Source organism: Maribacter sp. Asnod1-A12 (assembly GCF_045063735.1).
In the GTDB taxonomy this organism is placed as follows: domain Bacteria; phylum Bacteroidota; class Bacteroidia; order Flavobacteriales; family Flavobacteriaceae; genus Maribacter.
On the sequence record NZ_JBEFNZ010000006.1, the window covers coordinates 2,406,875 to 2,429,244 of the forward strand.

At 36.0% G+C, this 22,370-nt stretch carries 23 protein-coding genes; 14 read left to right on the plus strand and 9 right to left on the minus strand.

Annotated features, from left to right (window positions below; all coding sequences use genetic code 11):
• The 6 genes from ACJJVP_RS10245 to ACJJVP_RS10270 all read left to right on the plus strand — a co-directional run bounded on the left by ACJJVP_RS10245 (nt 1) and on the right by ACJJVP_RS10270 (nt 4,944).
• Nucleotides 1-753: a Na(+)-translocating NADH-quinone reductase subunit C gene (locus ACJJVP_RS10245; RefSeq protein WP_405413371.1), complete on the plus strand. Its 753-nt coding sequence runs from the start codon at nt 1-3 to the stop codon at nt 751-753.
• 1 nt (nt 754) lies between these two features.
• The gene (locus ACJJVP_RS10250; protein WP_405413373.1) at nt 755-1,402 is read left to right on the plus strand and encodes an NADH:ubiquinone reductase (Na(+)-transporting) subunit D; all 648 of its coding nucleotides are present in this window, start codon (nt 755-757) and stop codon (nt 1,400-1,402) included.
• Between the two features lie 21 nt (nt 1,403-1,423).
• A complete protein-coding gene (gene nqrE, locus ACJJVP_RS10255; protein ID WP_405413374.1) occupies nt 1,424-2,188 on the plus strand; it encodes an NADH:ubiquinone reductase (Na(+)-transporting) subunit E in 765 nt (254 codons plus the stop codon).
• A 2-nt stretch (nt 2,189-2,190) separates the two neighbouring features.
• Complete coding sequence (gene nqrF, locus ACJJVP_RS10260; protein ID WP_405413376.1) at nt 2,191-3,498, plus strand: NADH:ubiquinone reductase (Na(+)-transporting) subunit F; 1,308 nt, start codon at nt 2,191-2,193, stop codon at nt 3,496-3,498.
• Nucleotides 3,499-3,571: 73 nt separating this feature from the next.
• Nucleotides 3,572-3,934: a Na(+)-translocating NADH-quinone reductase subunit F gene (locus ACJJVP_RS10265; RefSeq protein WP_405413377.1), complete on the plus strand. Its 363-nt coding sequence runs from the start codon at nt 3,572-3,574 to the stop codon at nt 3,932-3,934.
• Entirely contained in the window at nt 3,931-4,944 is a 1,014-nt protein-coding gene (locus ACJJVP_RS10270) for an FAD:protein FMN transferase (protein WP_405413379.1), read from the plus strand. The genes ACJJVP_RS10265 and ACJJVP_RS10270 overlap by 4 nt, the downstream gene beginning before the upstream one ends.
• On the opposite strand, the gene ACJJVP_RS10275 is transcribed toward ACJJVP_RS10270, so the two are convergent.
• From ACJJVP_RS10275 to gpmI, 3 genes are read right to left on the minus strand one after another with little or no spacing between them, the layout of a single operon-like run.
• On the minus strand, nt 4,945-5,709 hold the full coding sequence (locus tag ACJJVP_RS10275) for a class I SAM-dependent methyltransferase (RefSeq protein WP_405413381.1): 765 nt from the start codon (nt 5,707-5,709) through the stop codon (nt 4,945-4,947).
• A gap of 9 nt (nt 5,710-5,718) precedes the next feature.
• The gene (gene map, locus ACJJVP_RS10280; protein WP_405413384.1) at nt 5,719-6,537 is read right to left on the minus strand and encodes a type I methionyl aminopeptidase; all 819 of its coding nucleotides are present in this window, start codon (nt 6,535-6,537) and stop codon (nt 5,719-5,721) included.
• 30 nt (nt 6,538-6,567) lie between these two features.
• The gene (gpmI, locus tag ACJJVP_RS10285; RefSeq protein WP_405413386.1) at nt 6,568-8,085 is read right to left on the minus strand and encodes a 2,3-bisphosphoglycerate-independent phosphoglycerate mutase; all 1,518 of its coding nucleotides are present in this window, start codon (nt 8,083-8,085) and stop codon (nt 6,568-6,570) included.
• Between the two features lie 225 nt (nt 8,086-8,310).
• Between gpmI and ACJJVP_RS10290 the strand changes: the two genes are divergently transcribed.
• Nucleotides 8,311-8,703: an ankyrin repeat domain-containing protein gene (locus ACJJVP_RS10290; protein WP_405413389.1), complete on the plus strand. Its 393-nt coding sequence runs from the start codon at nt 8,311-8,313 to the stop codon at nt 8,701-8,703.
• Between the two features lie 180 nt (nt 8,704-8,883).
• Nucleotides 8,884-9,270: an ankyrin repeat domain-containing protein gene (locus ACJJVP_RS10295; protein ID WP_405413391.1), complete on the plus strand. Its 387-nt coding sequence runs from the start codon at nt 8,884-8,886 to the stop codon at nt 9,268-9,270.
• 113 nt (nt 9,271-9,383) lie between these two features.
• On the opposite strand, the gene ACJJVP_RS10300 is transcribed toward ACJJVP_RS10295, so the two are convergent.
• From ACJJVP_RS10300 to ACJJVP_RS10320, 5 genes are all read right to left on the minus strand, one after another.
• Nucleotides 9,384-9,551 (minus strand): DUF6747 family protein, encoded by a 168-nt coding sequence (locus ACJJVP_RS10300; protein ID WP_405413393.1) that lies wholly within the window; start codon nt 9,549-9,551, stop codon nt 9,384-9,386.
• 136 nt (nt 9,552-9,687) lie between these two features.
• Nucleotides 9,688-10,458, minus strand: coding sequence for a M48 family metalloprotease (locus tag ACJJVP_RS10305; protein WP_405413394.1), 771 nt, complete (start codon nt 10,456-10,458; stop codon nt 9,688-9,690).
• A 39-nt stretch (nt 10,459-10,497) separates the two neighbouring features.
• Complete coding sequence (locus tag ACJJVP_RS10310) at nt 10,498-11,232, minus strand: M15 family metallopeptidase (protein ID WP_405413397.1); 735 nt, start codon at nt 11,230-11,232, stop codon at nt 10,498-10,500.
• 322 nt (nt 11,233-11,554) lie between these two features.
• Nucleotides 11,555-12,718, minus strand: a complete 1,164-nt coding sequence (locus ACJJVP_RS10315; RefSeq protein ID WP_405413399.1) for a gliding motility-associated C-terminal domain-containing protein — start codon at nt 12,716-12,718, stop codon at nt 11,555-11,557.
• A 5-nt stretch (nt 12,719-12,723) separates the two neighbouring features.
• Nucleotides 12,724-16,011 carry a beta strand repeat-containing protein gene (locus tag ACJJVP_RS10320; RefSeq protein ID WP_405413400.1) on the minus strand — a complete coding sequence of 1,096 codons (3,288 nt, stop codon included), beginning with the start codon at nt 16,009-16,011 and terminating at the stop codon, nt 12,724-12,726.
• Between the two features lie 293 nt (nt 16,012-16,304).
• On the opposite strand from ACJJVP_RS10320, the gene ACJJVP_RS10325 reads away from it, so the two are divergent.
• From ACJJVP_RS10325 to ACJJVP_RS10350, 6 genes are all read left to right on the plus strand, one after another.
• The gene (locus ACJJVP_RS10325; RefSeq protein WP_405413402.1) at nt 16,305-17,048 is read left to right on the plus strand and encodes a hypothetical protein; all 744 of its coding nucleotides are present in this window, start codon (nt 16,305-16,307) and stop codon (nt 17,046-17,048) included.
• Complete coding sequence (locus ACJJVP_RS10330; RefSeq protein ID WP_405413404.1) at nt 17,038-17,811, plus strand: hypothetical protein; 774 nt, start codon at nt 17,038-17,040, stop codon at nt 17,809-17,811. Before ACJJVP_RS10325 ends, ACJJVP_RS10330 begins: the two co-directional genes overlap by 11 nt.
• A gap of 51 nt (nt 17,812-17,862) precedes the next feature.
• On the plus strand, nt 17,863-18,369 hold the full coding sequence (locus ACJJVP_RS10335; RefSeq protein WP_405413406.1) for a DUF6702 family protein: 507 nt from the start codon (nt 17,863-17,865) through the stop codon (nt 18,367-18,369).
• A 57-nt stretch (nt 18,370-18,426) separates the two neighbouring features.
• Nucleotides 18,427-20,739, plus strand: coding sequence for a M1 family metallopeptidase (locus ACJJVP_RS10340; RefSeq protein ID WP_405413408.1), 2,313 nt, complete (start codon nt 18,427-18,429; stop codon nt 20,737-20,739).
• Nucleotides 20,740-20,823: 84 nt separating this feature from the next.
• A complete protein-coding gene (locus ACJJVP_RS10345; protein WP_405413411.1) occupies nt 20,824-21,162 on the plus strand; it encodes a twin-arginine translocase TatA/TatE family subunit in 339 nt (112 codons plus the stop codon).
• A gap of 6 nt (nt 21,163-21,168) precedes the next feature.
• Entirely contained in the window at nt 21,169-21,744 is a 576-nt protein-coding gene (locus ACJJVP_RS10350) for a phosphatase PAP2 family protein (protein WP_405413413.1), read from the plus strand.
• Here the strand turns inward: ACJJVP_RS10350 and ACJJVP_RS10355 are convergent.
• Nucleotides 21,707-22,348, minus strand: a complete 642-nt coding sequence (locus tag ACJJVP_RS10355; RefSeq protein WP_405413415.1) for an O-methyltransferase — start codon at nt 22,346-22,348, stop codon at nt 21,707-21,709. The two genes, ACJJVP_RS10350 and ACJJVP_RS10355, sit on opposite strands and share 38 nt — an antisense overlap.
• Nucleotides 22,349-22,370: the final 22 nt, after the last annotated feature.

Below are 22,370 nucleotides of genomic sequence, written 5' to 3' on the forward strand. Positions count from 1 at the left end.
ATGGCACTAAAGACAGATAGTAACGTTTATACAGTAGTTTTTGCTGCTGTTATGGTTGTGGTAGTTGGGTCAATACTTGCGTTTTTGGCTTCAGCACTAAGTCCTAATATCAAGGAAAATCAACGTTTTGAAAAACAACAGAACATCCTTTATGCAATGGGTGTTAATGAGAATGGTGATGATGCCGGTAGTGTAAACTTTATTCCAACAGACGTGGTTGAAAATGAGTTTGCTAGTTATATTAAAGAGCAATTGGTTATTGAAGGTGATAAAATCACTGAGGACAAAGAAGCTTATTTGATTGACTTGAAAAAGGAATTGGCTAAGATAAAAAAAGGAGAACCTTATAAGTTACCAGTTTTTATTGGGGAGAAAGAGGGGAAGAAATTCTATATCATCCCTATGTACGGTAAAGGTCTTTGGGATGCTATTTGGGGTTTTATCGCTTTAGATGATACGATGACTGTTCAAGGTGTTTATTTTGATCACAAAGGTGAAACTCCTGGTCTAGGTGCTAACATTAAAATGCGATATTTCATGGACGATTTTGAAGGGGAAACTATTCTTAATGGTACCAAATACGCGGGTATCTCTGTTGCAAAAGGTAACAACGATCCTTTGAACAAAACAAAAGATGATAATGAAGTAGATGCCTTAGCAGGTGCTACTATTACCGGTAACGGTGTTTCTGCTATGATTAGCGAGACTGTCAAATTATATAAACCTTATTTAGAAACAATTAGAGCAAAGTAATATGGCACTACTATCAAAAAAAGATACAAATCTTATTACGGATCCGCTAGCGGATAACAATCCAATTACCATTCAAGTATTAGGTATATGTTCAGCATTAGCAATTACAGCAGAGTTGAAAGCATCTTTGGTGATGGCTGTTTCTGTAATGTTCGTACTAGGTGCGGGTAATGTTGTAATCTCTTTAATGAGAAATATTATACCTTCTAAAATTAGAATTATCGTACAACTTATAGTTGTTGCGACCTTGGTAATTATTGTAGATCAAGTACTTAAGGCATATCAGTACGAATTAAGTAAAACCTTAGCGGTATTCGTTGGTCTTATTATTACGAACTGTATTATAATGGGGCGTTTTGAAGCATTTGCTTTGGCGAACGGGCCGTGGCGTTCATTTTTAGATGGAATAGGAAACTCTTTAGGTTACGGTGTAATTCTAATTATCGTAGGTTTCTTTAGGGAATTATTAGGTTCTGGAACATTATTCGGTATTCCTGTATTAGGAGACCCAATAACAAAAACAGGTTTGTACGCTACAGGTTATGAGAATAATGGTTTTATGATTATTCCTCCAGCGGCATTGATTGTGGTTGGTATCATTATTTGGGTACAGCGTTCAAGAAACCCTGCGCTAGTAGAAGAGAATTAAACAGACATTTAAGTAGAAATTATGTTAGAACATGTAGAATTATTTTTTAAGTCCATCTTTATCGATAACATGGTGTTTGCCGTGTTCTTGGGGATGTGTTCTTATTTAGCGGTATCCAAAAAAGTGGCTACAGCAGTTGGTTTAGGTGCTGCTGTTATATTTGTATTGGCGGTTACTGTACCGATGAACTGGTTGTTAGATAAGTATTTGTTACAAGACGGAGCCTTAGTTTGGCTGGGTCCTGAATATGCAGATTACAACCTTAGCTTTTTATCTTTTATTTTATTCATTGCTACCATTGCAACAATGGTTCAATTGGTAGAAATTGTAGTTGAGAAATTCTCACCTTCTTTATATAACTCTTTAGGTATTTTCTTACCATTGATTGCGGTAAACTGTGCAATACTTGGTGGTTCTTTATTCATGCAGGCAAGAGAAATTGAAACCTTCGGATTGGCATTTAATTACGGAGTTAGTTCTGGTATTGGTTGGTTCTTGGCAATTTTAGCGATTGCGGCTATTCGTGAGAAAATAAGATATAGTAATGTTCCTGCTCCTTTAAGAGGTTTGGGTATAACATTTATCATTACGGGATTAATGGGAATTGGCTTTCAAAGTTTTGGAGGTATGTTAACTGGTGGCGGTGATGATGCTGAAGAAGCAGCTGAACAAGTTAATCAGGTGATTGTACCAGAAATGGTTACTCCTGTAGACAAAGAAGTAGTAGTAGAAAAAAACGAAGAAATTGACGAAAAGGTAATTTCTTATAACGATGTAAATAAATAAACATGATTTTAGCTGCAAGTACAGGCGGAACTATTTTAATAACTGTTGTCGCATTTCTAATACTGTTAATGGCATTAGTAGCATTGCTTCTGTTTACTAAACAAAAATTATCTCCATCGGGTCCAGTTACGATTACGATTAACGGAGAAAAGAAAATTGAAGTTGCCTCTGGGGGATCTTTGTTATCTACTTTAGGTAATCAAAAAGTATTTTTACCATCGGCTTGTGGTGGTGGTGGAACATGTATTCAGTGCGAATGTCATGTACTTTCTGGTGGTGGTGAAGCATTGCCTACAGAAACTCCGCATTTCTCAAAAAAAGAATTGAACCATGGTGCACGTTTAGCTTGTCAAGTTAAGGTGAAGCAAGACATGGAGATTACCATTCCTGAAGAGGTATTTGGTATTAAGAAATGGCCTGCAAAAGTGGTACGTAATTATAACGTAGCATCTTTTATTAAAGAATTTGTAGTTGAAATCCCTGAAGATATGGGCTACAAAGCTGGTGGTTATATTCAGATTGAAATTCCTGAGTGTGAGGTAAAATATGCTGATATTGATATTACAGCTCACCCAGAAGAACATGAAACTCCGGATAAGTTCCAAGCTGAGTGGGATAAATTCAACTTGTGGCCTTTAACTATGAAGAATCCAGAAACAGTTGAAAGAGCGTATTCAATGGCTTCTTTCCCTGCAGAAGGTAGAGAGATTATGTTGAATGTACGTATTGCAACTCCGCCATGGGATCGTGCTAAAAATGGATGGATGGATGTTAACCCTGGTGTTGCATCATCTTATATTTTTAACCTAAAGCCTGGTGATGATTGTACTATTTCTGGACCTTACGGTGAATTCTTCATTAATGAGTCAGATTCAGAAATGTTATACGTAGGTGGTGGTGCAGGTATGGCGCCAATGCGTTCTCACTTATATCACCTATTCAAAACATTAAGAACGAATAGAAAAGTATCATATTGGTACGGTGGTCGTTCTAAAAGAGAATTGTTTTATTTAGATCACTTTTATAAATTAGAAGAAGAGTTTCCAAATTTCAAATTCTACTTGGCACTTTCAGAGCCACAAGAAGAGGATAACTGGAAAGTAAAAGAAAATATCGATGCTCCTGGTGATGGTTTTGTTGGTTTCATTCACAATTGTGTAATTGATAACTACTTAAGCCTTCATGAGTCTCCTGAAGATATTGAACTTTATTTCTGTGGACCTCCATTAATGAACAAAGCTGTTCAGAAAATGGGTGAAGATTTCGGTATACCAGATGAGCATATACGTTTCGATGATTTTGGTGGATAAACCTTAATTCTAGAAATTAATAAAAACTAACCGATATATAATGTATCGGTTTTTTTATAAAAAATAGTTTAGGATGCATGTATTAACAGAACAAGAGCTTCACAATTTGGCAATGAACATTGTCGGTAAAAAGTTGGAAGAAGAAGGTTTTGAATTTTTAGCGGTAAACAGTGAATTACGAAAGAATCCGCAGTTTGTTTGTACGAAAGATAAAAAGATGCGCTTTGTTGTGGTCAAGGCGATAGAATACCCTGGTGACCCAAAGGATATGGACTTCTTTATGTCTGACCTTAAAAAAATGAAGGATCATGCCATAAAATTTGAGGCAACTACTTTTTATGCAGGGGTGGGTTTGGTAAATGCTACAGACCATAATTTACCGGTTTATTTAGATGAAGAATATATTGTTGATTATGATGGTTTAGTTGAGATATGAAAAAATGTATTTTATTAATAGCGGTTGTTGTAGGGTTGTTTCAATCTTGTAAGCAAAATAATGAGGTAGGTGTTCGCAATCAAAACTCTGGAGGTGCTTTAGGTACTTCTTATAGTATAATTTCTATTACACCTGAAGAAATGGATTTACAGCAAGAGATTGATTCTGTATTTGCTGTTATAAATCAATCTTTGTCAACCTATATACTAGAGTCTGATATTTCCAGAATTAATAAAGGAGATAGTTCTATTGTTGTAGATGCTATGTTCAAAGAAGTGTTTGAGCTTTCGAAAACTATTCATTATGAAACTGATGGTTTTTTTGACCCTACTGTAGGTACATTGGTAAATGCTTGGGGTTTTGGACCTGAACAAAAAATTTCAATGGATAGCTTGAAAATAGATAGTTTATTGAATTATGTAGGTTTAGATAAAATTAACTTGGATGATGAAAATCGTATAATAAAGACCAATCCTAATATTTATATGGATTTTAATGCCATAGCAAAAGGGTATGCAATAGATAGACTTGCTGCAATGTTGAATGCTAAAGGGGTGGATAATTATTTAATTGAGGTTGGTGGCGAATTAGTTGCAAAGGGAAAGAATACCATTAAAAATAAATCTTGGGTTGTAGGTATTGATGATCCTGAAATGGAAGGGAGTAGAGCTACCAAAATATTGATCTATTTAAAAGATAGGGCTTTAGCTTCTTCCGGAAATTATAGAAAGTTTAGAATAGATGAAGAAACGGGTAAGAAATATGTACATACTGTAAATCCGAAAACTGGGTATACCCAACAATCACATACGCTTGCGGTTACTATTTTGGCAGATAATTGTGCTACGGCAGATGCGTATGCTACTTCATTTATGGCAATGGATTTGGATGAGGCATTTAAAATTATCAATGGTAATGATAGTTTAGAGGCGTATATCATTTATTTGGATGAAAATGGTGATACCCAAGAATTCTTAACCAAAGGATTTAAAGCTGTTGTAGTGGAATAACTACTTTTTTACGAACGGAATTATTTCTCCTGATGCTAAGCGATATTTATTGATGTTTTCTTGGCTCATTAACTTGGTGAAATCTATTTCTTCTACGGTAAAACCTATGCTTCTTAATTTGTCAAAGTAATCTCTGCCATAAATACGAACATGATCGTATTGACCAAATATTTTAGCGCGTTCAACTTTATCGATTATAGTATTATCTTCATAAGTTAATTCTCTGCTTAAATCTTGTGGAATTTGAAATATACCCCAACCGCTAGGTTTCAAAATTCGATATAATTCAGACATTGCTTTTGTATCATCTGGTATGTGTTCTAGTACATGGTTGCATAGAATTACATCGAAAGTATTGTCTTCAAATGGCAGGTTGCAAATATCTGCTTTAACATCTGCTAAAGGGGAGTTTAAATCTGTGGTAACATAATTCAGGTTTTTTAGCTTCCTGAATCTTTTATAAAAAGCCTGTTCAGGTGCAAAATGTAAAACATGCAAAGGGGCGGTAAAAAAGTCAGTCTCTTCTTTTAGAAATAACCATAATAAACGATGGCGTTCTAATGATAGTGTAGAAGGTGAAAGCACGTTCTCTCGCGGTTTTTCGTATCCATACGGTAAAAAACTTCGAAAAGTATTGCCGTCAATCGGGTCTTCATAGGTGTTACCACGATAGTAAGCTTTGAAAAAAGGCTTTACCAAATAGCTAAGGGAAATTAATACAGGCCTTGGAACAAGGTTAAGAAAAAATTTAAAAATTTTTTTCATCTGTAATTCCTAACTTTTCATGGAAGATGAAGTAAACTCATCTTCCTCATCACTTACAATACCTAGAGCGTCATAAATGTATTTGAAAGTAGAAAGTAATTCGGGTTTTCCGTTTACTATAGCAACATCATGTTCAAAATGAGCACTAGGTTTACCATCTGCCGTTAGAATTGTCCAGCCATCTTTCAATTGTTTGATGCTTTTCGTTCCCATGTTCGTCATAGGTTCAATAGCAACAGTCATTCCTTCAACGAACTTTTTACCTCTGCCACGTCGACCATAATTAGGCATTTCTGGACCCTCGTGCATTTTACGTCCTAAACCATGACCTACCAATTCACGAACAACACCATAACCGTGGTCTTCGGTATATTTTTGAATAGCATAACCAACATCGCCAACGCGATTGCCTACCTTAAATTCACGTATTCCAATGTAAAGTGATTTTTTGGTAACCTCTAGTAATTTTTTAATTTCAGGACTAACTTCACCCACTTCAAAAGTATAGGCATGATCCCCGTAGAAATCATTTTTTAAAGCCCCGCAATCTATAGAGATAATATCGCCTTCTTCTAGAGGTGTATTATTAGGTATACCATGTACCACTTGAGCATTTGGGCTCATGCATAATGAATTAGGAAAGTCGTACAAACCTAAAAAGCCAGGTACCGCACCATGGTCGCGAATAAAAGTTTCAGCCAAAGTATCTAATTGCAATGTAGTCACTCCGGGTTTTACTTCCGAAGCTATCATTCCTAAAGTTTTAGAAACAATTAGCGCACTTTCACGCATCAATTCAATTTCTTCGGCTGTCTTTAATTTTATCATACTATTATATACTAGTTGTTGTGTCTAATTTTAAACCAAAGAGTTTTGGGTCATATATTTCGACTTTTCAACGCCTATCAATTTTAAAATTGTTGGAGCAATATCTCCTAATACCCCGTCTTTAATCTCATGTATATCTTTATCTACTAAGATTAGTGGAACTGGGTTTGTTGTATGTGCCGTGTTGGGGCTACCATCTTCATTGATCATTGTTTCGCAATTACCGTGATCAGCAATAACAATTACAGAGTAATCTTTTTCTATAGCAGCTGTAATTACATCTTTTGCACATTGATCTACAGTTTCGCAAGCTTTAATAGCAGCTTCCATAACGCCTGTATGACCAACCATATCTGGATTGGCAAAGTTTAAACAAATAAAATCTACATCACCTTTTTTAATTTCAGGAATAATTTTATCCCTAATTTCAAAAGCGCTCATTTCTGGTTGTAGATCGTATGTAGCAACTTTTGGTGACGGACATAGAATACGAGACTCACCGTCGAAAGGAATTTCTCTACCACCATTGAAAAAGAAAGTTACATGCGGGTACTTTTCAGTTTCTGCAATGCGTATTTGTTTTTTTCCGGCGTTGGCTAATACTTCACCTAATGTTTCAACAATGTTATCTTTATTGTAAACTACATGTACGTTGTTATACGATTCATCATAGTTTGTTAATGTAACATAATACAGATTAAGTTTATGCATATTCTGTTCATGCATATCTACCTGACTAAGTACTTGGGTTAGTTCTCTACCACGGTCTGTTCTAAAATTAAAGAATATAACAACGTCATCTTCTTTTACAGATGCAATAGGTGTACCGTCTGTAGTGGTCATTACGATAGGTTTTGTAAACTCATCGGTAATACCATTATCATAATTTTTTTGAATAGTTTTACCGATATCGGTAGATTTTTCACCTTCTGCGTTTACGATAACATCATAAGCTTCCTTAACACGTTCCCATCGTTTATCACGGTCCATCGCATAATATCTACCTATAACCGTGGCTAATTTTGTGTTTTTATCAGCACCGTAATGAACAATGTCCTCTAAAAAACCTTTTCCACTTTTAGGGTCGACATCCCTACCATCGGTAAATGCATGTAAATACATGTTTTCTACGCCAGATTCTTTACCAGCGGCAATTAAACCTTTAATATGGTTAGTGTGGCTATGAACACCACCGTCACTTAACAGTCCTAAAAAATGTACATCTTTGTTATTTTTTTTGGCGTACTCGAAAGCTTCCTTTAAAACGGGTTCAGAACTTAATGTATTCTCTTTTACAGCTTTGTTGATCTTTGCCAGATCTTGGTATACAATTCTACCGGCACCTAAATTCATATGGCCTACTTCGCTATTACCCATTTGACCGTCGGGTAAACCAACGTTCATACCATCTGTAAGCAAGTTTGAATTTGCATACTTAGTGTATAAGCTATCTATAAAAGGGGTGTTAGCTTTATCGACTGCTGATACTGCTGGGTCAGGAGATTTACCCCATCCGTCCAATATCATTAAGATTACTTTTTTATTCATCTCTCATAAGGTTTTAGAAGTACAAAAATACTATGTTCTACCTAGTTAAGCTACTAGATTACTTACCTTTTTTGTTTTGATTGCGTATCGCAACGAATTTTAAGTTCAGATGTAGAGGTGTGTGTTAAAAATTAGTTATAACAATGTTAATGACCGAAACAAATTAAAGTAACTCTCGTCTTTAATATGTACGCTATTGTACACATCAATCAAAAATCAATCATCATGAAGAAAGTAGTTCTTACATTATCAATGGTAGCTCTTACCTTAGGTTCGACCCTTAAAGCAGCAACATCAGAAAATTTAAATGCAGTTCGTAGGTCTCAACTTGTTACTAGTGTAGACATAAGTTCGTTTTGTAAGGCAGTAATACAGGGCGATGTCGAAATGGTAAAAAAATTAATCGTTTTAGGGGAAGACCTTAATCAAAAGTCACAAGGTATGACTCCGGCGATGTTCGCAGCACGTTACAACAAAGCTGAAATATTAGAAATTTTAATAAATAACGGTGCAGATTTAAATGCAAAAAGCGATCAGGGTTTCAATGCTAAACGATATGCAGAATTGTCTAATGCTATCGATGCATTGCAGGTTATAGAAATAGCTTCTGGTAGCTAAACTAGGTTACCCTGTATGACTATTACAGCTAAAAAACCTTCAGAATATGAAGAATTGTTTATTTATGTTATAGAAATTGTTAAATATATATTATATATTTCTTAAATTATGTATTTAATAATAGAGTATACGTAATTTTGCAGTATCAATAATTTAATTAAACAATAAAACGTAATTATTATGAAAAAATCAATCGCGATATTGTTCTGTGTTAGTTTGTTTACACTAACGGGAGCTTATGCAACTACAACAAGTAATGTAAACTTAAATGACGATATTTCTTTTTCGGCAAATGATGAAATCAATTCATTGTGCAAAGCTGTAATGAAAGGAGATGTTGACCAAGTACGTAGCTTATTGGCTTTAGGTGAAGAATTGAACGAGAAATCTTTAGGTCTTACACCTGCAATGTACGCTGCTCGTTATAATAAAGCAGAAATTTTAAAAGTATTACTATTAAACGGTGCAAATCTTAATATCAAGAGTGACCAAGGTTATACTGCTAAAGATTATGCGAAAATGTCAAATGCTAAAGATGTACTAGACGTTATTAAGCAAGATTCATAGTTTTTCTAAACTATACTAATTAAAAAGGCTCATTGAAATTTCAATGAGCCTTTTTTTTAATCCTAATAAATTTCTACTCCAAATAGTGTTCAAGTAAAAGAGTAAAAAACGCGTTAAAAATCAAATCCATTTGCAGCTCTAACTACAAAAGCATACAGTGCCGAAAATATCATTAGGGCACAAAATACTGAGTAGACTTTTAAAAATGCAACCAATAATTCAGGTTTACAGTTCTCAAACGCCTGCACGTACAAATTTCTGAAATGTGTAATTGTTCCCATTATAGTGTTCTTCTATGATTAAATCATAGCTATAAAGGCAATTCATAAATGGTAAAATAAGCTTGGGACTTACCCAAATCTACAAAAATATAAATAGGTGAAAAGGTACTCTAGATAAAGTGTTCTAAAAATCCGATTAACCTTGGTTTTTGTACTTATCTATGGCTTCTTTTATTTTTTCAATTCTATTTTCTGGGTCAGGGTGTGTACTCTGAAATTCAGGGGTGCGGTCTGGTCCTGCGGCAGCTTTAAGAATTTCCATAACCTTGATCATTTCATAAGGGTCGTAACCAGCTTGAATCATAAACAATACACCAAGTTCATCGCTTTCCAATTCATCTCCACGACCATTTTTTAATAGCGTGTTTTGACCGATACTTCCTAAAATACTTCCCATATCGCCGGCGCCGACTGTTGCTCCCATAGTGGCAGTCTGCCATGTTTGACTATCTGCAATTCTTTCTGCCGAATGCCTGCCGATTACATGACCGATCTCATGACCTAAAACACCAGCTAATTGTGCTTCGTTAAGTTGAGAGAATAGGGCGTACGTAATAAAACATTGTCCGCCAGGTAAAGCAAAAGCATTTATAGTTTGGTCGTCTGCCAATAGGTGAAAATCATACTGATAGGGAGTTTCGCGTGCAATACTGTTCTGAACCAATTTATTGCCTACCGATTCTACAAATGTTTGTAAGCGTTGGTCAGGGTACAGCCCACCATGCTGTTGGGCCATTTCTGGAGCACTTTGAAGACCAATGGCAATTTCTTGATCAGAGGTCATGGTAATATGCTGTGATCTACCTGTATATGGGTTTTCTTCAGTGTTGCTACATTTTTGTATAAATGCGAAAGCAACAATGGCCAGACCAATGAATATTCTAATTTTCCAACTTCCTCTGTTCATGGTAAAGTGTTATAGTATAGACTCTAATGTACTAAATGCTTACAGTAGGTTTCTATTAATATCTAAAATATTATTTTGAATGTAAGATCTTAAAAAGCTCATTGTAAAATTTTCTGCGCCGTAAAAATCTTCACGAATTAAAATTGATGCTATATTTTTACTTCTAAACTGCTCAAGCATCGGTATAGATAATGGGGCATAACTATAATGCCAAGGCTCGTACTTAAAACCTCTTCTTTTTGGCTCGTCTGTATAAACTAGAAAGAAGCCGTAGATTTCAGAATTTTCATCCATCCATTTTTTAAAATCTACATAGGGGCCGTCGCCTTCATATTTATGTGGTACCAATACGTCTCCGTCTACCTTTCTATATCCATCAACTACGTCAATATCAGTACCCCAGTGATGTCTGCTAGTACCTGGTATGGTAGAGTATTCAATGATTTTATCGATAGCATCGGTCGGGTTCATGCCATCGTCATCGGTATAGGTTAAGAATTTGCGTTCAAAAATAGCCTCTTGTCTGTTGTAATTTCTAAAACTTGAAACTATTTTAAGGTCTATACCGTCTTTATAGGCTGCTTTCTTCATTTCTACGAAAGCGTCATGGGCCTCTTTACGAAGGTTGATACCTTTACCGTATAATTTTATATCTTCTTTACCCATAAGTTCTAAAATGGAATATTCCTTTTCTTCTTGAATAAAGATGGTCGGTGTAATAGCAAGTGCCAAAGCCGCTGAACTACTTCTGTTGATAAATGTTCTTCTTTGCATAACTCTATGTTGGTGTTATTTAATACAAAAGATTTGCCAAACTTGATCAAAAGAAAAAAACTCTTGAATTTAGATTGTCCTTATAATGTAAAAGTAATAAATCTTGATCTTAAATATTTTCAAGATTAATTTACTCGATAACCGGTAATATACAAATACCTTATCGTTTTGTATTATAGTCGCTGAAACAAACAAAGTAAAAAAGTTGCTTATTGCGCTCGGCTATTGCTACATTAAAAGACTTTTTCTTAGCAGATAGAAATAACGAAATACCTATAGTGGCAATTGTTAGCAGGAAACCAAAATTTTAAAAATGTTTGTTTTATCTAGACAAGTATAAAAAACCTTGGTAGTTTAAATCGTCTTCGGGTATGTATATGGTGTAAAAATACACACCGGTAGGTAAACCTTTTTCAGCTCCGAAAGGGATGTTGTTTAAATTAGAAAAGCCTACAAATTCATCTACGTAATCGGTCTTTTCAAATACTTTTAAACCATAACGATCATAAATTTGAAGAAAATTACTGTCAAAATCTTGTAGTTCTTCAATAAAGAAATTGTCATTTATACCATCGCCATTTACAGAAATAAAGAAATTATCTATAAAAAGTACGTCTCGTGATAGAGGTTCGAACGGGTCTTCTGATGAGCCAAGCGTTATAATTTCATAATCATCTGGTACAAATGCGGCTGTAGTTACAAAGCCTTCGGTTAGGGTACCTACGGGAACACTACCGATTAAGTTGACCCATTGTTGCGAAGCTTTGCTCCAACCTACGGGTATTATTTCATCTACATTTTCTGTTAAGCTTGTTACGGTGCTTCTCTCGTTCCAACTTAATGTTACCGTAGATGAAACCGTACCTTCTAATTTCCAAAACTCAAAGGTGTTTACCAGTTCTACATCAAGATCCGTAGTAGCGGTATTGTAAGTGTCTGGTAGTGACGTAGGGTTGTTCGGGTTTTCGTAGAAGTAAGCACTTTTAGCAAATAGGTTAATGCTTTCTGAGTTTAGGATCAATGGTCTAAGAAATTGTACATCACCTATTGGGAAAACAAAACTTTGCTGATTGGTAATCGCTGCGTACCCTTCAATTTTACTAAAGTCATTTTCGCCACTATAAAAAGATACGTCTACAAAGTTGTAAAATATGTCTGAATCGGATAGGGGAGTACGTATGCTACCGAATATAAAATTGGTATTATTGGTATTGTCCATACCAAGGTCTAATTGCATGTTGTTCTCTAGGGCAATTTCCATATCGTAGAATTGCGGAGTAACATTGCCCGAAACTGTGAGTTGTTCAGTACCATAAAAACCTGCCAAACCAAGGTTATTATCGGTAGGGGCATCATTTATGAGATCGGTGTGAAAACCAATTTGCCCACCTTCATGTATTCGAAAATTACCGTTATTATATAAAGCTGTTTGGGCAGAAATAGTTGCCGTAAACAGAAATAATAGTATGTAAGTGTATTTTTTCATAATATTTAAAAATCAGAAACAGTAAAAAACCAATTAGCCACTTCTAAATTACCTGTTGTTGCATTTCTAATTTCTACTGTAAAACCATCGATAGTTTGTGAGGTTACATATATTCTATTATTGCCCAGGACTGTCAATTGAATAATGTAATCTTCATCAACTCTTGGGGTAATGAAGTTGACCGTATTTATACCAGAGCCGCCAGAGATTGATTGAATTCCACTAATGTTGATTGAATTGCCACCGTTAGCTTTACCCATTGCAAAAATTTGAGGTTCCTTCCATTCAGTACCATTTGTTGTAGCTGATAGAATTTCACCCTCATTACCTGGACTGCCATTTCTATCTAACAATTGTTCTGTTAGTTCAAGACTACCTTCGGCGATAATCTCTAATCCATTTCCTGCAGATTCTTTTAGCAATAGAACCTCTTGACCACCAGCAGAAAATCCTAATTGATCTTGAGCAGGAAAATACATTCCGGTATTATAATCTGTATCGTTTACAAAACGATATGCAGGGGTAGTTGCACTGCCATCTGAATTAAGAATACCTTCAGCCCTAATTCTACCGCCAGAAACATGTAATTTTATACTATTAATACCTGTACCACTATCTGGCGTATTTGTACCCACTCCTAAAACATTTTCCGTATTATCCCAAAATAACTGGGTTTCGTCAATATCTAATGCATTGGAACCATCCGAAAAGAAAATTGTTCCTGCTACGGCGTCAGGTACATTACCATTATCGGTATCTAATTCCCAAGTCGTTGTTGCTTCATCCCACTTTAAAATTTGATTATCCGTAGTACCTGGGATAATATCCAATGCTCCTGTAGTGATGTTTTTCGCAAGTCCGTTACCGGCAACATTAGCAGCGATCATTGTATTGTCAATGGCATCCTCTTCAATGATAAGTTCGCCTGTGTTTGTAATGGTGGCATCACCAGAGAGCGTTTGTGGTGTTGCTGCTCCGTTAGTGTCACCTATCAAGACCTGACCATCAGGAAGTTCACCGCCATCATCGGTACCAAGTTCCCAAGAGGTTGTTGCTTCATCCCACTTTAGGATTTGGTTATCCGAAGTACCAGGGATAATATCCAATGCGCCTGAAGTTATATTTTTAACAAGTCCGTTACCCGCAACATTTGCAGCAATCATAGTGTTTTCAACAGCATCTGTTGTTATGGTAAGTTCACCTGTATTAGTAATGGTAGCGTCTCCATTGAGTGTTTGCGGCGTTGCTTGGTCAGCCGTATTTCCTATTAATACTTGTCCGTCAAGCAATGTGCCTCCAATATCGATTCCTAATTCCCAGCCCAATGTAGTTTGATTCCACTTTAGAATCTGTCCATTCGTATCTGCGCCCATCGGGTTCAGCTGGTCTAAACCTATTGCATCCTCTTTGACTTGAAGGGCATCACCTTGAATTTCGATTGTGGTATCATCAACATTTATGCTATATCCGGTGGTTGCATTAAAATCTGTTAGTGCATCATCAATTTCTGCGTCAACAACAGAATTTATTTGAGTCAATAAAATACTAAAGGTTGTACCTGCCGAATCAGTTATAGTGAGCGAATCGTCTATACCGTCTAAATTTTCATCAGTCAAAGCTAGCGTGCTAATAGTCGTATCTGTTCCAGAATTCAATTCTGAAAGCAAAATACTAACTTTAGCTCCTTCAGAATCTGTAATGGTAAGTGATTCAATAGTGCTGTCTAAATCTTCATCGGTTAAAGTCAATGTTGCATTAGTTGTGTTTGTATCAACCAGCCCACTATCGGCAAGCTCATCAATAGCCGCTTGAGTAGTAATAGCCTCTAAACCAGAGGTGGTATTGTCGTAGTCTACTTCGCTTGCATCTTGATCATCGGTATCAACCAACCCACTATCGACAAGTTCATCAATAGCCGCTTGAGTAGTAATAGCCTCTAAACCAGAGGTTGTATTGTCATATGCTACTTCGCTGGCATCTTGATTATCGTCACCACCACCAGGTGTATAATCCGCCCATCCGACAACTCCGGCAGTAGTGGTAATTAATACTTGATCTTCCGTCAGTACGCCAAGTGCCGGTTCAATTTTAGCAGGTGTTACTGCAGCTTCTTCTATAGTTAGCAAACCCTGGTTATTCATAGTAGCATCACCATTTATAAAAGCCTGTACTGCGGTGTCTTCGTCTCCTCCAATAAAAATATTGCCATTATCTAATGCTATCACTTCAGAAGCATTTATAATATAAGGATTGTCATTAGATCCTTCACCGGTTATAGTTATAGTTGGTCCACCTTGTAAAACGGTTTCGGTACCATCTACAATTGCAGCATCGGCAGCATTTATTACATACGGCGTATCTGCTGTTCCATCACCTGTAATGGTAATATTATTTCCTTCGCTTAGTTGTGTCTCTGAACCGTCTGTTTGAGGTAAGGGAACCGATCCTCCATTACCACTTAAAACAATTTCGTTTGTGTCAGGGTCAAGACTTATGGTTTGAAAATAAGTAGATAAGTCAATGGTATTCGGGTCATTCTCAATACTAAGAATATTTTCATCTAAACTCAATTGCTGATCGTCAGAACCAATTAAGGCACCTAAACTAATAGTAGAAACTCCCGCTATTGTAGATCTCGAAATGGTCAACGTAGTATCTAGTTTACTAAAAGTAAGGTCGTATAAGTCGTCTGAATCTTGCCACTGTACAATACCGTTCTCGTCTGTAGTCAATACTTGACCGGCTTGGTCATTGGCCATATCGGCTACAGAAATACTGTTATCTCTAATTTCTTCGGCACCAACAGAATTTTGTCTAAGCTCACTAGAACCTACAGATGCATCGGCTAATTTTTCTTGTGTAATAGAATTATCTTGAATATCATCTGGGCCAATACCGCCGTCAATAATATTATCGCCTAGAATACTGTTTTTTGCCACCTCTAGATTTATGGCTCCGGCAGATTCTGTAATTTCAATAGTACTTCGGGTATTGATAATTGGATCGTTAGTGATATTGAAGTCTACGGCATCGCAAAGATTTACCCATTTTGTGCCGTCATAATAATTGATGCATTCGGTGTCTGTATTATAAACCATACCACCACGTTGCGGAGTAATAGCTTCCATTTCTAAAGTAGTTACGCGTGTAATTACCAATACTTTAGACGTGCTTTCTAACTCTAAAACAGAAGAAGCATCTATATTTTGTGGATTGTCACCTATTTTAATTTGACCAAATACGGTAGGTAGGGTTAGTATTGTAAAAAAAATAAAGAAAATTATTGCTTTCATACTTAGTGTCTTATGACCAGAAAATAGTGATAAACAAAAATAGAATTATCTTGGTAATACCCTTTATTTATAAGTTGAAATTATAGGGTATTGGGTTAAAGAACATGTATAGTCGTTGAAAAGGGTCATTTTATGAACTTAATTTATGATCTTGTTCGGTCTTATTTTACTATCTGCACTAAAGAAATTAACAAAAGTTTATTGGCGGCTTTTTTTTTATAAAGATTACAAATCTTTTCTTTATCTTTTGAATGCCCTATAAGTGGGGTAATTTGAGACTTAATATACACTAAATGACCAAAAAATTACTTTTTTTACTAGTATTAATTGTATCAGTATCAGGCTTTTCGCAAGAAGATGCCAGGCGACCATTAAATGGTTCGGTAATTTACATGAACATTGGGGTTCCCAATGAAAATGTAATCAATGTCACTGCAGAACATGCCACAATAACCAATGATCAAGGTTTGTTTCGAATTAATGTGAAAGTTGGTGACCAAATTGCTTTTTCTGCCGTTAACTACAAAATAAAGGTAGTGACGATTACCGAAGAAATTTTAGCTAATAATCGTTTGGTCGTAGAGGTAAACGAAAAAGTGACGGAGCTAGACGAGGTAGTTATTACACCAGAACAGCAAGAGCGTTTTTTAGAAGTAAAAAACCAAGAATTTAAGGAGTATGAATACGAAATTGATCGTGGTACAGAGGTAGAAAACATAGCCATGTCTGAGGCAGATAGAGGTATGCAAGACGGTTTAAATTTCGTGAATATTTTTAGGGCTATTTTTAAAGCTCAAGATGAAGCTGTTGAAGAAGGACCTAAATTAAAGGTTAGCGAAGTACTTAGGCAGGTATACGACGATTCTTTTTTTGTAATAGATCTACAAATACCACAAGATAAAATAAACGAATTTTTATTCTATTGCGATGCTAGAATGCCAACTAGAACTTTATTGAAAAAAGAGAATGAATTTCAATTGATAGATTCTTTGGTCAATCATAGTAAAACTTTTCTAGAGGCTATAAATGAGGAGTAAACTCCTTATATTTTTTCTTTTTTCTAGCGTGTTCGTTTTCGCTCAAATAGGCGAGTCTAAAAAATTAGAGGGTAAGGTATACAGCGATGATGGTGACGTTGCCGCTACACATGTACTGAATTTAACTTCTAAAAGAGCAACCATAACAGACGAAAATGGGTATTTTTCCATACCTGTAAAAATGCTAGATACCTTAGAGTTCTCGGCCATTCAATACGCAAAGAAAATCGTAGTTGTTAGTACCGCTATATTAGAAAGCAAATTTATTTCCGTCGGCTTGGAAGAAGCCTTAACTGAATTAGATGAAGTAACGGTAACACCTTACAACCTAAGTGGCAATTTGTTAAGAGATTTACCGACCTTAAGTTTAGATCCCGTGGTTACTTCATCTACATTAGGTTTGCCCAATGCATATGTAAAAATACCGACCAAGGCAGAGCGAGAACTACAAGCCGCCACTAAAAATCCGATCATGAGTATGGATGCTTTACTTAATGGTATTTCTGGGCGTACCAAAATGTTGAAAAAACGTGTAGAGCGAAATAAACTTTATGATAGGACCCAGCGCGTAAGAGAATTTTATGAAGATAGTGTGTATGTAAAGCAACTATCGATTCCTTTAGATAAAATAGACGACTTTCTTTATTTCTGCGAGGTTGACCCTAGATTTCAGCAAGTGGTAGATACGCATAGCGAATTAGAGATTTGGGAGTATCTGCGACAAAAAAGTTTGTTGTATAGAGAGAATAACGCTTTAGATTAGGCATATTATCTTTGGCATATGGTTTGTAAAGATGTTATAAAATAGAACAACATGAGAATTTTAAGATTGGTATTATTGTTCATGGTACTTCCCCTTTTTGCTTTTAACGGGGCGCATAAATTTTATATTAGTGTAACCAATGTAGACTATTCAGAAAAAGATGAGGCCGTACAGATTATTACCCGTGTATTTATAGATGATATGAATACCGTTTTAAACGAGCGCTATGGTTTTCCTGCCAATTTGGGTAATGATAAAGAATCTGTTACTGATAAAGAGTTTTTAGAGAAATACCTGCGCACTAAGTTTCTGGTAGAAATAAACGGCGAAACGGTAAAGTATGATTTTATAGGTCATAAATATGATTCAGATATGGTGATTTGTTACTTAGAAGTGCCGAATATTCCTCTAGCCGAATTAACACAAATCGGTATTACCGATGAGGTGTTGACCGATATTTATGATGATCAGCAAAATGTGGTACATATGAAGGTCAACGGACAGAAAAAGAGCCATGTGTTGGTTAAATCACGTCCTAAAGGAATGTTAAATTTGTAACATAGATTAAGATATCCCTATAAAAACTTTAATTTTCGGGTACTAAATAACTATGAAATGATAAGAGTAAAGTACGCATTCGCGTCTATTTTATTCCTTTTTGCCGCTGTATCTTTTGCACAAGAGGCAGTAACCACAGAAAAGGAACCTGGGCACTACAACCAGAGTAAATTCAAACAATTATATGAGGAGTTCGCTACGCCGAATACCTATAGGTCTGCATCGGGTGCACCTGGTCCTGATTATTACCAGCAACAGGCAGACTATGTAATGGACATTCGTTTAGATGACAAAAATGCCAAAATATTTGGAGAAGAAACGATTACCTATACAAACAACTCGCCAGATGATTTAGAGTATTTATGGGTACAATTAGATCAGAATATTAGAGAAAAAGACTCAAAAGCAGCTTTGAAGAACGGTGGTGGTATTCCACTCGGTGATTCAGCAGAAAAGTTTGTAAATAATTACATGACAGAATCTTTTGATGGCGGTTTTAATATCGATTACGTAAAAGATGATTCTGGTAAAGCTTTACCTTATACGATCAATTTTACGATGATGCGTGTAGATTTAGCGACACCGCTTAAAAGTGGAGATAAATTTTCTTTCGACATAAAGTGGAACTACAATATACCTGATCATACCGTAAACAGAGCTAGATCCGGATACGAGTTTTTTAAAGAAGATGGTAACAGAGCATATGTAATTGCTCAGTTTTTTCCAAGAATGGCAGTTTATAACGATGTAGAAGGATGGCAGAACCACCAGTTTTGGGGTAATGGCGAATTTGCACTTCCATTCGGTGATTATGAGGTGAACATTACAGTACCGGCAGATCATATCTTAGATGGTACAGGTGTACTTCAGAACAGAAAAGAAGTTTATTCAAAAGCAATGATGAGTCGTTATGAGCAGGCGAAAAAGTCATATGACAAGCCAGTTATTATAGTTACTCAAGCAGAAGCGGAAGCAGCTGAAAAAGGATTTTCAGATAAAACAAAAACTTGGAAGCTTAAGGCTGAAAATGTTCGTGATTTCGGTTTTGCAACATCAAGAAAGTTCATTTGGGATATGCAAGCCGTAAAATTAGGTAACAGAGATGTTATGGCTGTTTCTATGTACCCAAAAGAAGGTAACCCGTTATGGGAAGAGTATTCAACTAAGGCAGTTGCACATACATTGAAATCATATTCTTCGCATACATTTGACTACCCTTACCCTAAAGCAATATCTGTACACGCCAAGCAGCAAGGTATGGAGTACCCAATGATATGTTGGAACTACGGTAGACCAAATAAAGATGGTAGCTACTCTGATAGAACTAAATACGGAATGATCAGTGTGATTATTCATGAAGTAGGTCATAACTTTTTTCCAATGATCGTAAACTCAGATGAACGTCAGTGGGGATGGATGGATGAAGGTTTAGATACTTTTATGCAGTTTATGGCCGAGCAAGAATTCGGTGAGGCATACCCAACGGCAATAGCACCAAATGACAAATACCCATCTAGAAGAGGTGATCCTGCAAAGATCGTACCTTACATGAGCGGAGATCAAAGTACAATTTCTCCGATTATGTCCAATCCAGAAAACGTATTTCAACTAGGTCCGAATGCATATGGTAAGCCGGCAACAGCTTTGAATATATTAAGAGAGACCGTAATGGGTCGTGAATTGTTCGATCATGCTTTTAAAACATATTCTCACCGTTGGAAATTTAAGCACCCAACACCAGAAGATTTCTTTAGAACAATGGAAGATGCTTCTGCTGTAGATTTAGATTGGTACTGGAGAGGTTGGTTCTATACTACGGACTATGTAGATATGGCGGTGAAGGATATTAAAAAATATTATGTAAGTGATAAGCCGAACAAAAAAATGCAAGCTTATTTAGCAGAACGTGGTATTCCTGAATCTAATTTAAGACCAATGGTTTATTTAGAGGAGTATGATGATGCCGGCATGATAGCACCAGAATTAAAGGATAATTTACCATCAGAAACTTCAAAAACTTTAAAGGAATTTATGATGGATAACATGACTGCAGCAGAAAGAGCAGCGGTTAAGGAGCCAAAGTATTTTTACGAAGTAACGTATAACAGTCCGGGTGGCTTACCAATGCCATTGATCGTAGAATATACATATGCAGACGGTTCAGTTAAGAATGTTACCTATCCTCCAGAAATTTGGAGAAAGAATAGCAAAGAGGTAAGCATGGTAATTTCATCTACTTCTGAGTTAAAAGGAATTAACATTGATCCTAAAATGGAAACGGCAGATATTGATACAACTAACAATAGCTGGCCTAAGAAAGAGCAAGAGAGCGATTTCGATAAAATGAAGAATGGAGTAAAAGGAAAATAATTAAGAAAATAATTATTGTTAAAAGCCTCGTATAACTACGGGGCTTTTTTAATTTTGGTTGCGAAACTTGTTTATATTTGTAGTATGATTGCTATGTATTCATTATTTATTAGTGGCGCGGAAATTTTCTTCATTATGTTTATCGTAGTGATGGTTTTTGGCGCGGACAAGATTCCTGGTATAGCCAAGGGTTTGGGTAAAGGTATGCGTCAACTTAAAGATGCTACCGAAGATATTAAACAAGAAATTCAGAAGAGTGCTGACAAGCAGGGTATAGATACTAGTTTTGTGACCGATATCAAAAAAGATATCGACGATATGAAAAAAGACATTAGCTCTGGTTTAGGTAGTGATGTTAAAAAACAAATTACGGATGTCAGTAAAAATATCAATGAAGTAACGGGCAGCATCAAGCGAAAGTAAACTTCTATGTTAGATGACATTTTACAATGGGACCGAGATACCTTTGTCTATCTAAACAGTCTTGGTATTGAGCAGTACGATGCTTTTTGGTCTACGGTAACCAAATTTCCACCTTGGATTCCCTTATTTGCACTTATCGTTTTTCTTTTCTTTTTTAAGTTTCCAAAACGTGAAGCCATAACAATGATTTTGACCATTTTGGTCATGGCGGCTTTTGTAGCTACCATAACCGATTTAACAAAGCACGTTGTTGCACGACTACGCCCTAATAATGATGAAGAACTAAATACCTTAATTCGCATATTGCGTAGTCCGTCTGGCTTCAGTTTTTTCTCAGGTCACGCATCATCATCTTTTTCGATTATCACTTTAACGGTACTTTTTCTAAGACATAAATTTAAGTGGGTTTACCTATTTTATATTTGGCCCCTATTATTTGCTATGAGTAGAGTGTATGTAGGTGTACATTTCCCCATTGATCTAATGGTGGGTGCTGTGGTAGGTATCGTATCAGCTTGGCTGTTCTATAGGTTATACGGTCTACTTATTTTACCCTACTTAAGGTCAGCCCGTCACGTATAGGAAGCAGAACGGTTTCTAAAAGTGGGTGTTCACTTAGTTTCTTATTGTAATCCAACAATACTTTTGTAGTAACATCCTTAGGATCTAACGGTTCAACTACTTTTCCGGACCACAATACATTATCAGAAAGAATAACAGATCCAGATTTGGTTTTAGGTAAAACGGCCTCTAAGTATTTATCATACTGTTTTTTTTCGGCATCAATAAAAATAAGGTCGAAAGTAATATCCATTTTTGGGATGATATCTAATGCATTGCCCACGTGCTGAAAAATCTGAGAACCGTAATCGCTTCGGTCAAAAAAGGAACGCTGAATTTGTTCTAGTTCTGCATTGACATCTATGGTATGTAATTGTCCGTTTTTCTGTAAGCCTTCTGCAAGGCATAAAGCAGAATACCCGGTATAAGTGCCAATTTCAAGAATATTGGTGGGATTCATCAATTTAGAAAGCAAGCTAAGAACACGACCTTGAAAATGCCCTGTAAGCATACGAGGTTGTATGACTTTTAAATGCGTTTCGCGTGTAAGCTCCTGTAATAATTTAGGTTCAGCTTGTGAATTATCGGCTAAATAGTTTTCTAAAAGGGGTGATAGAAAATGCATGCGTTTCTTTTTGCAAAAATAG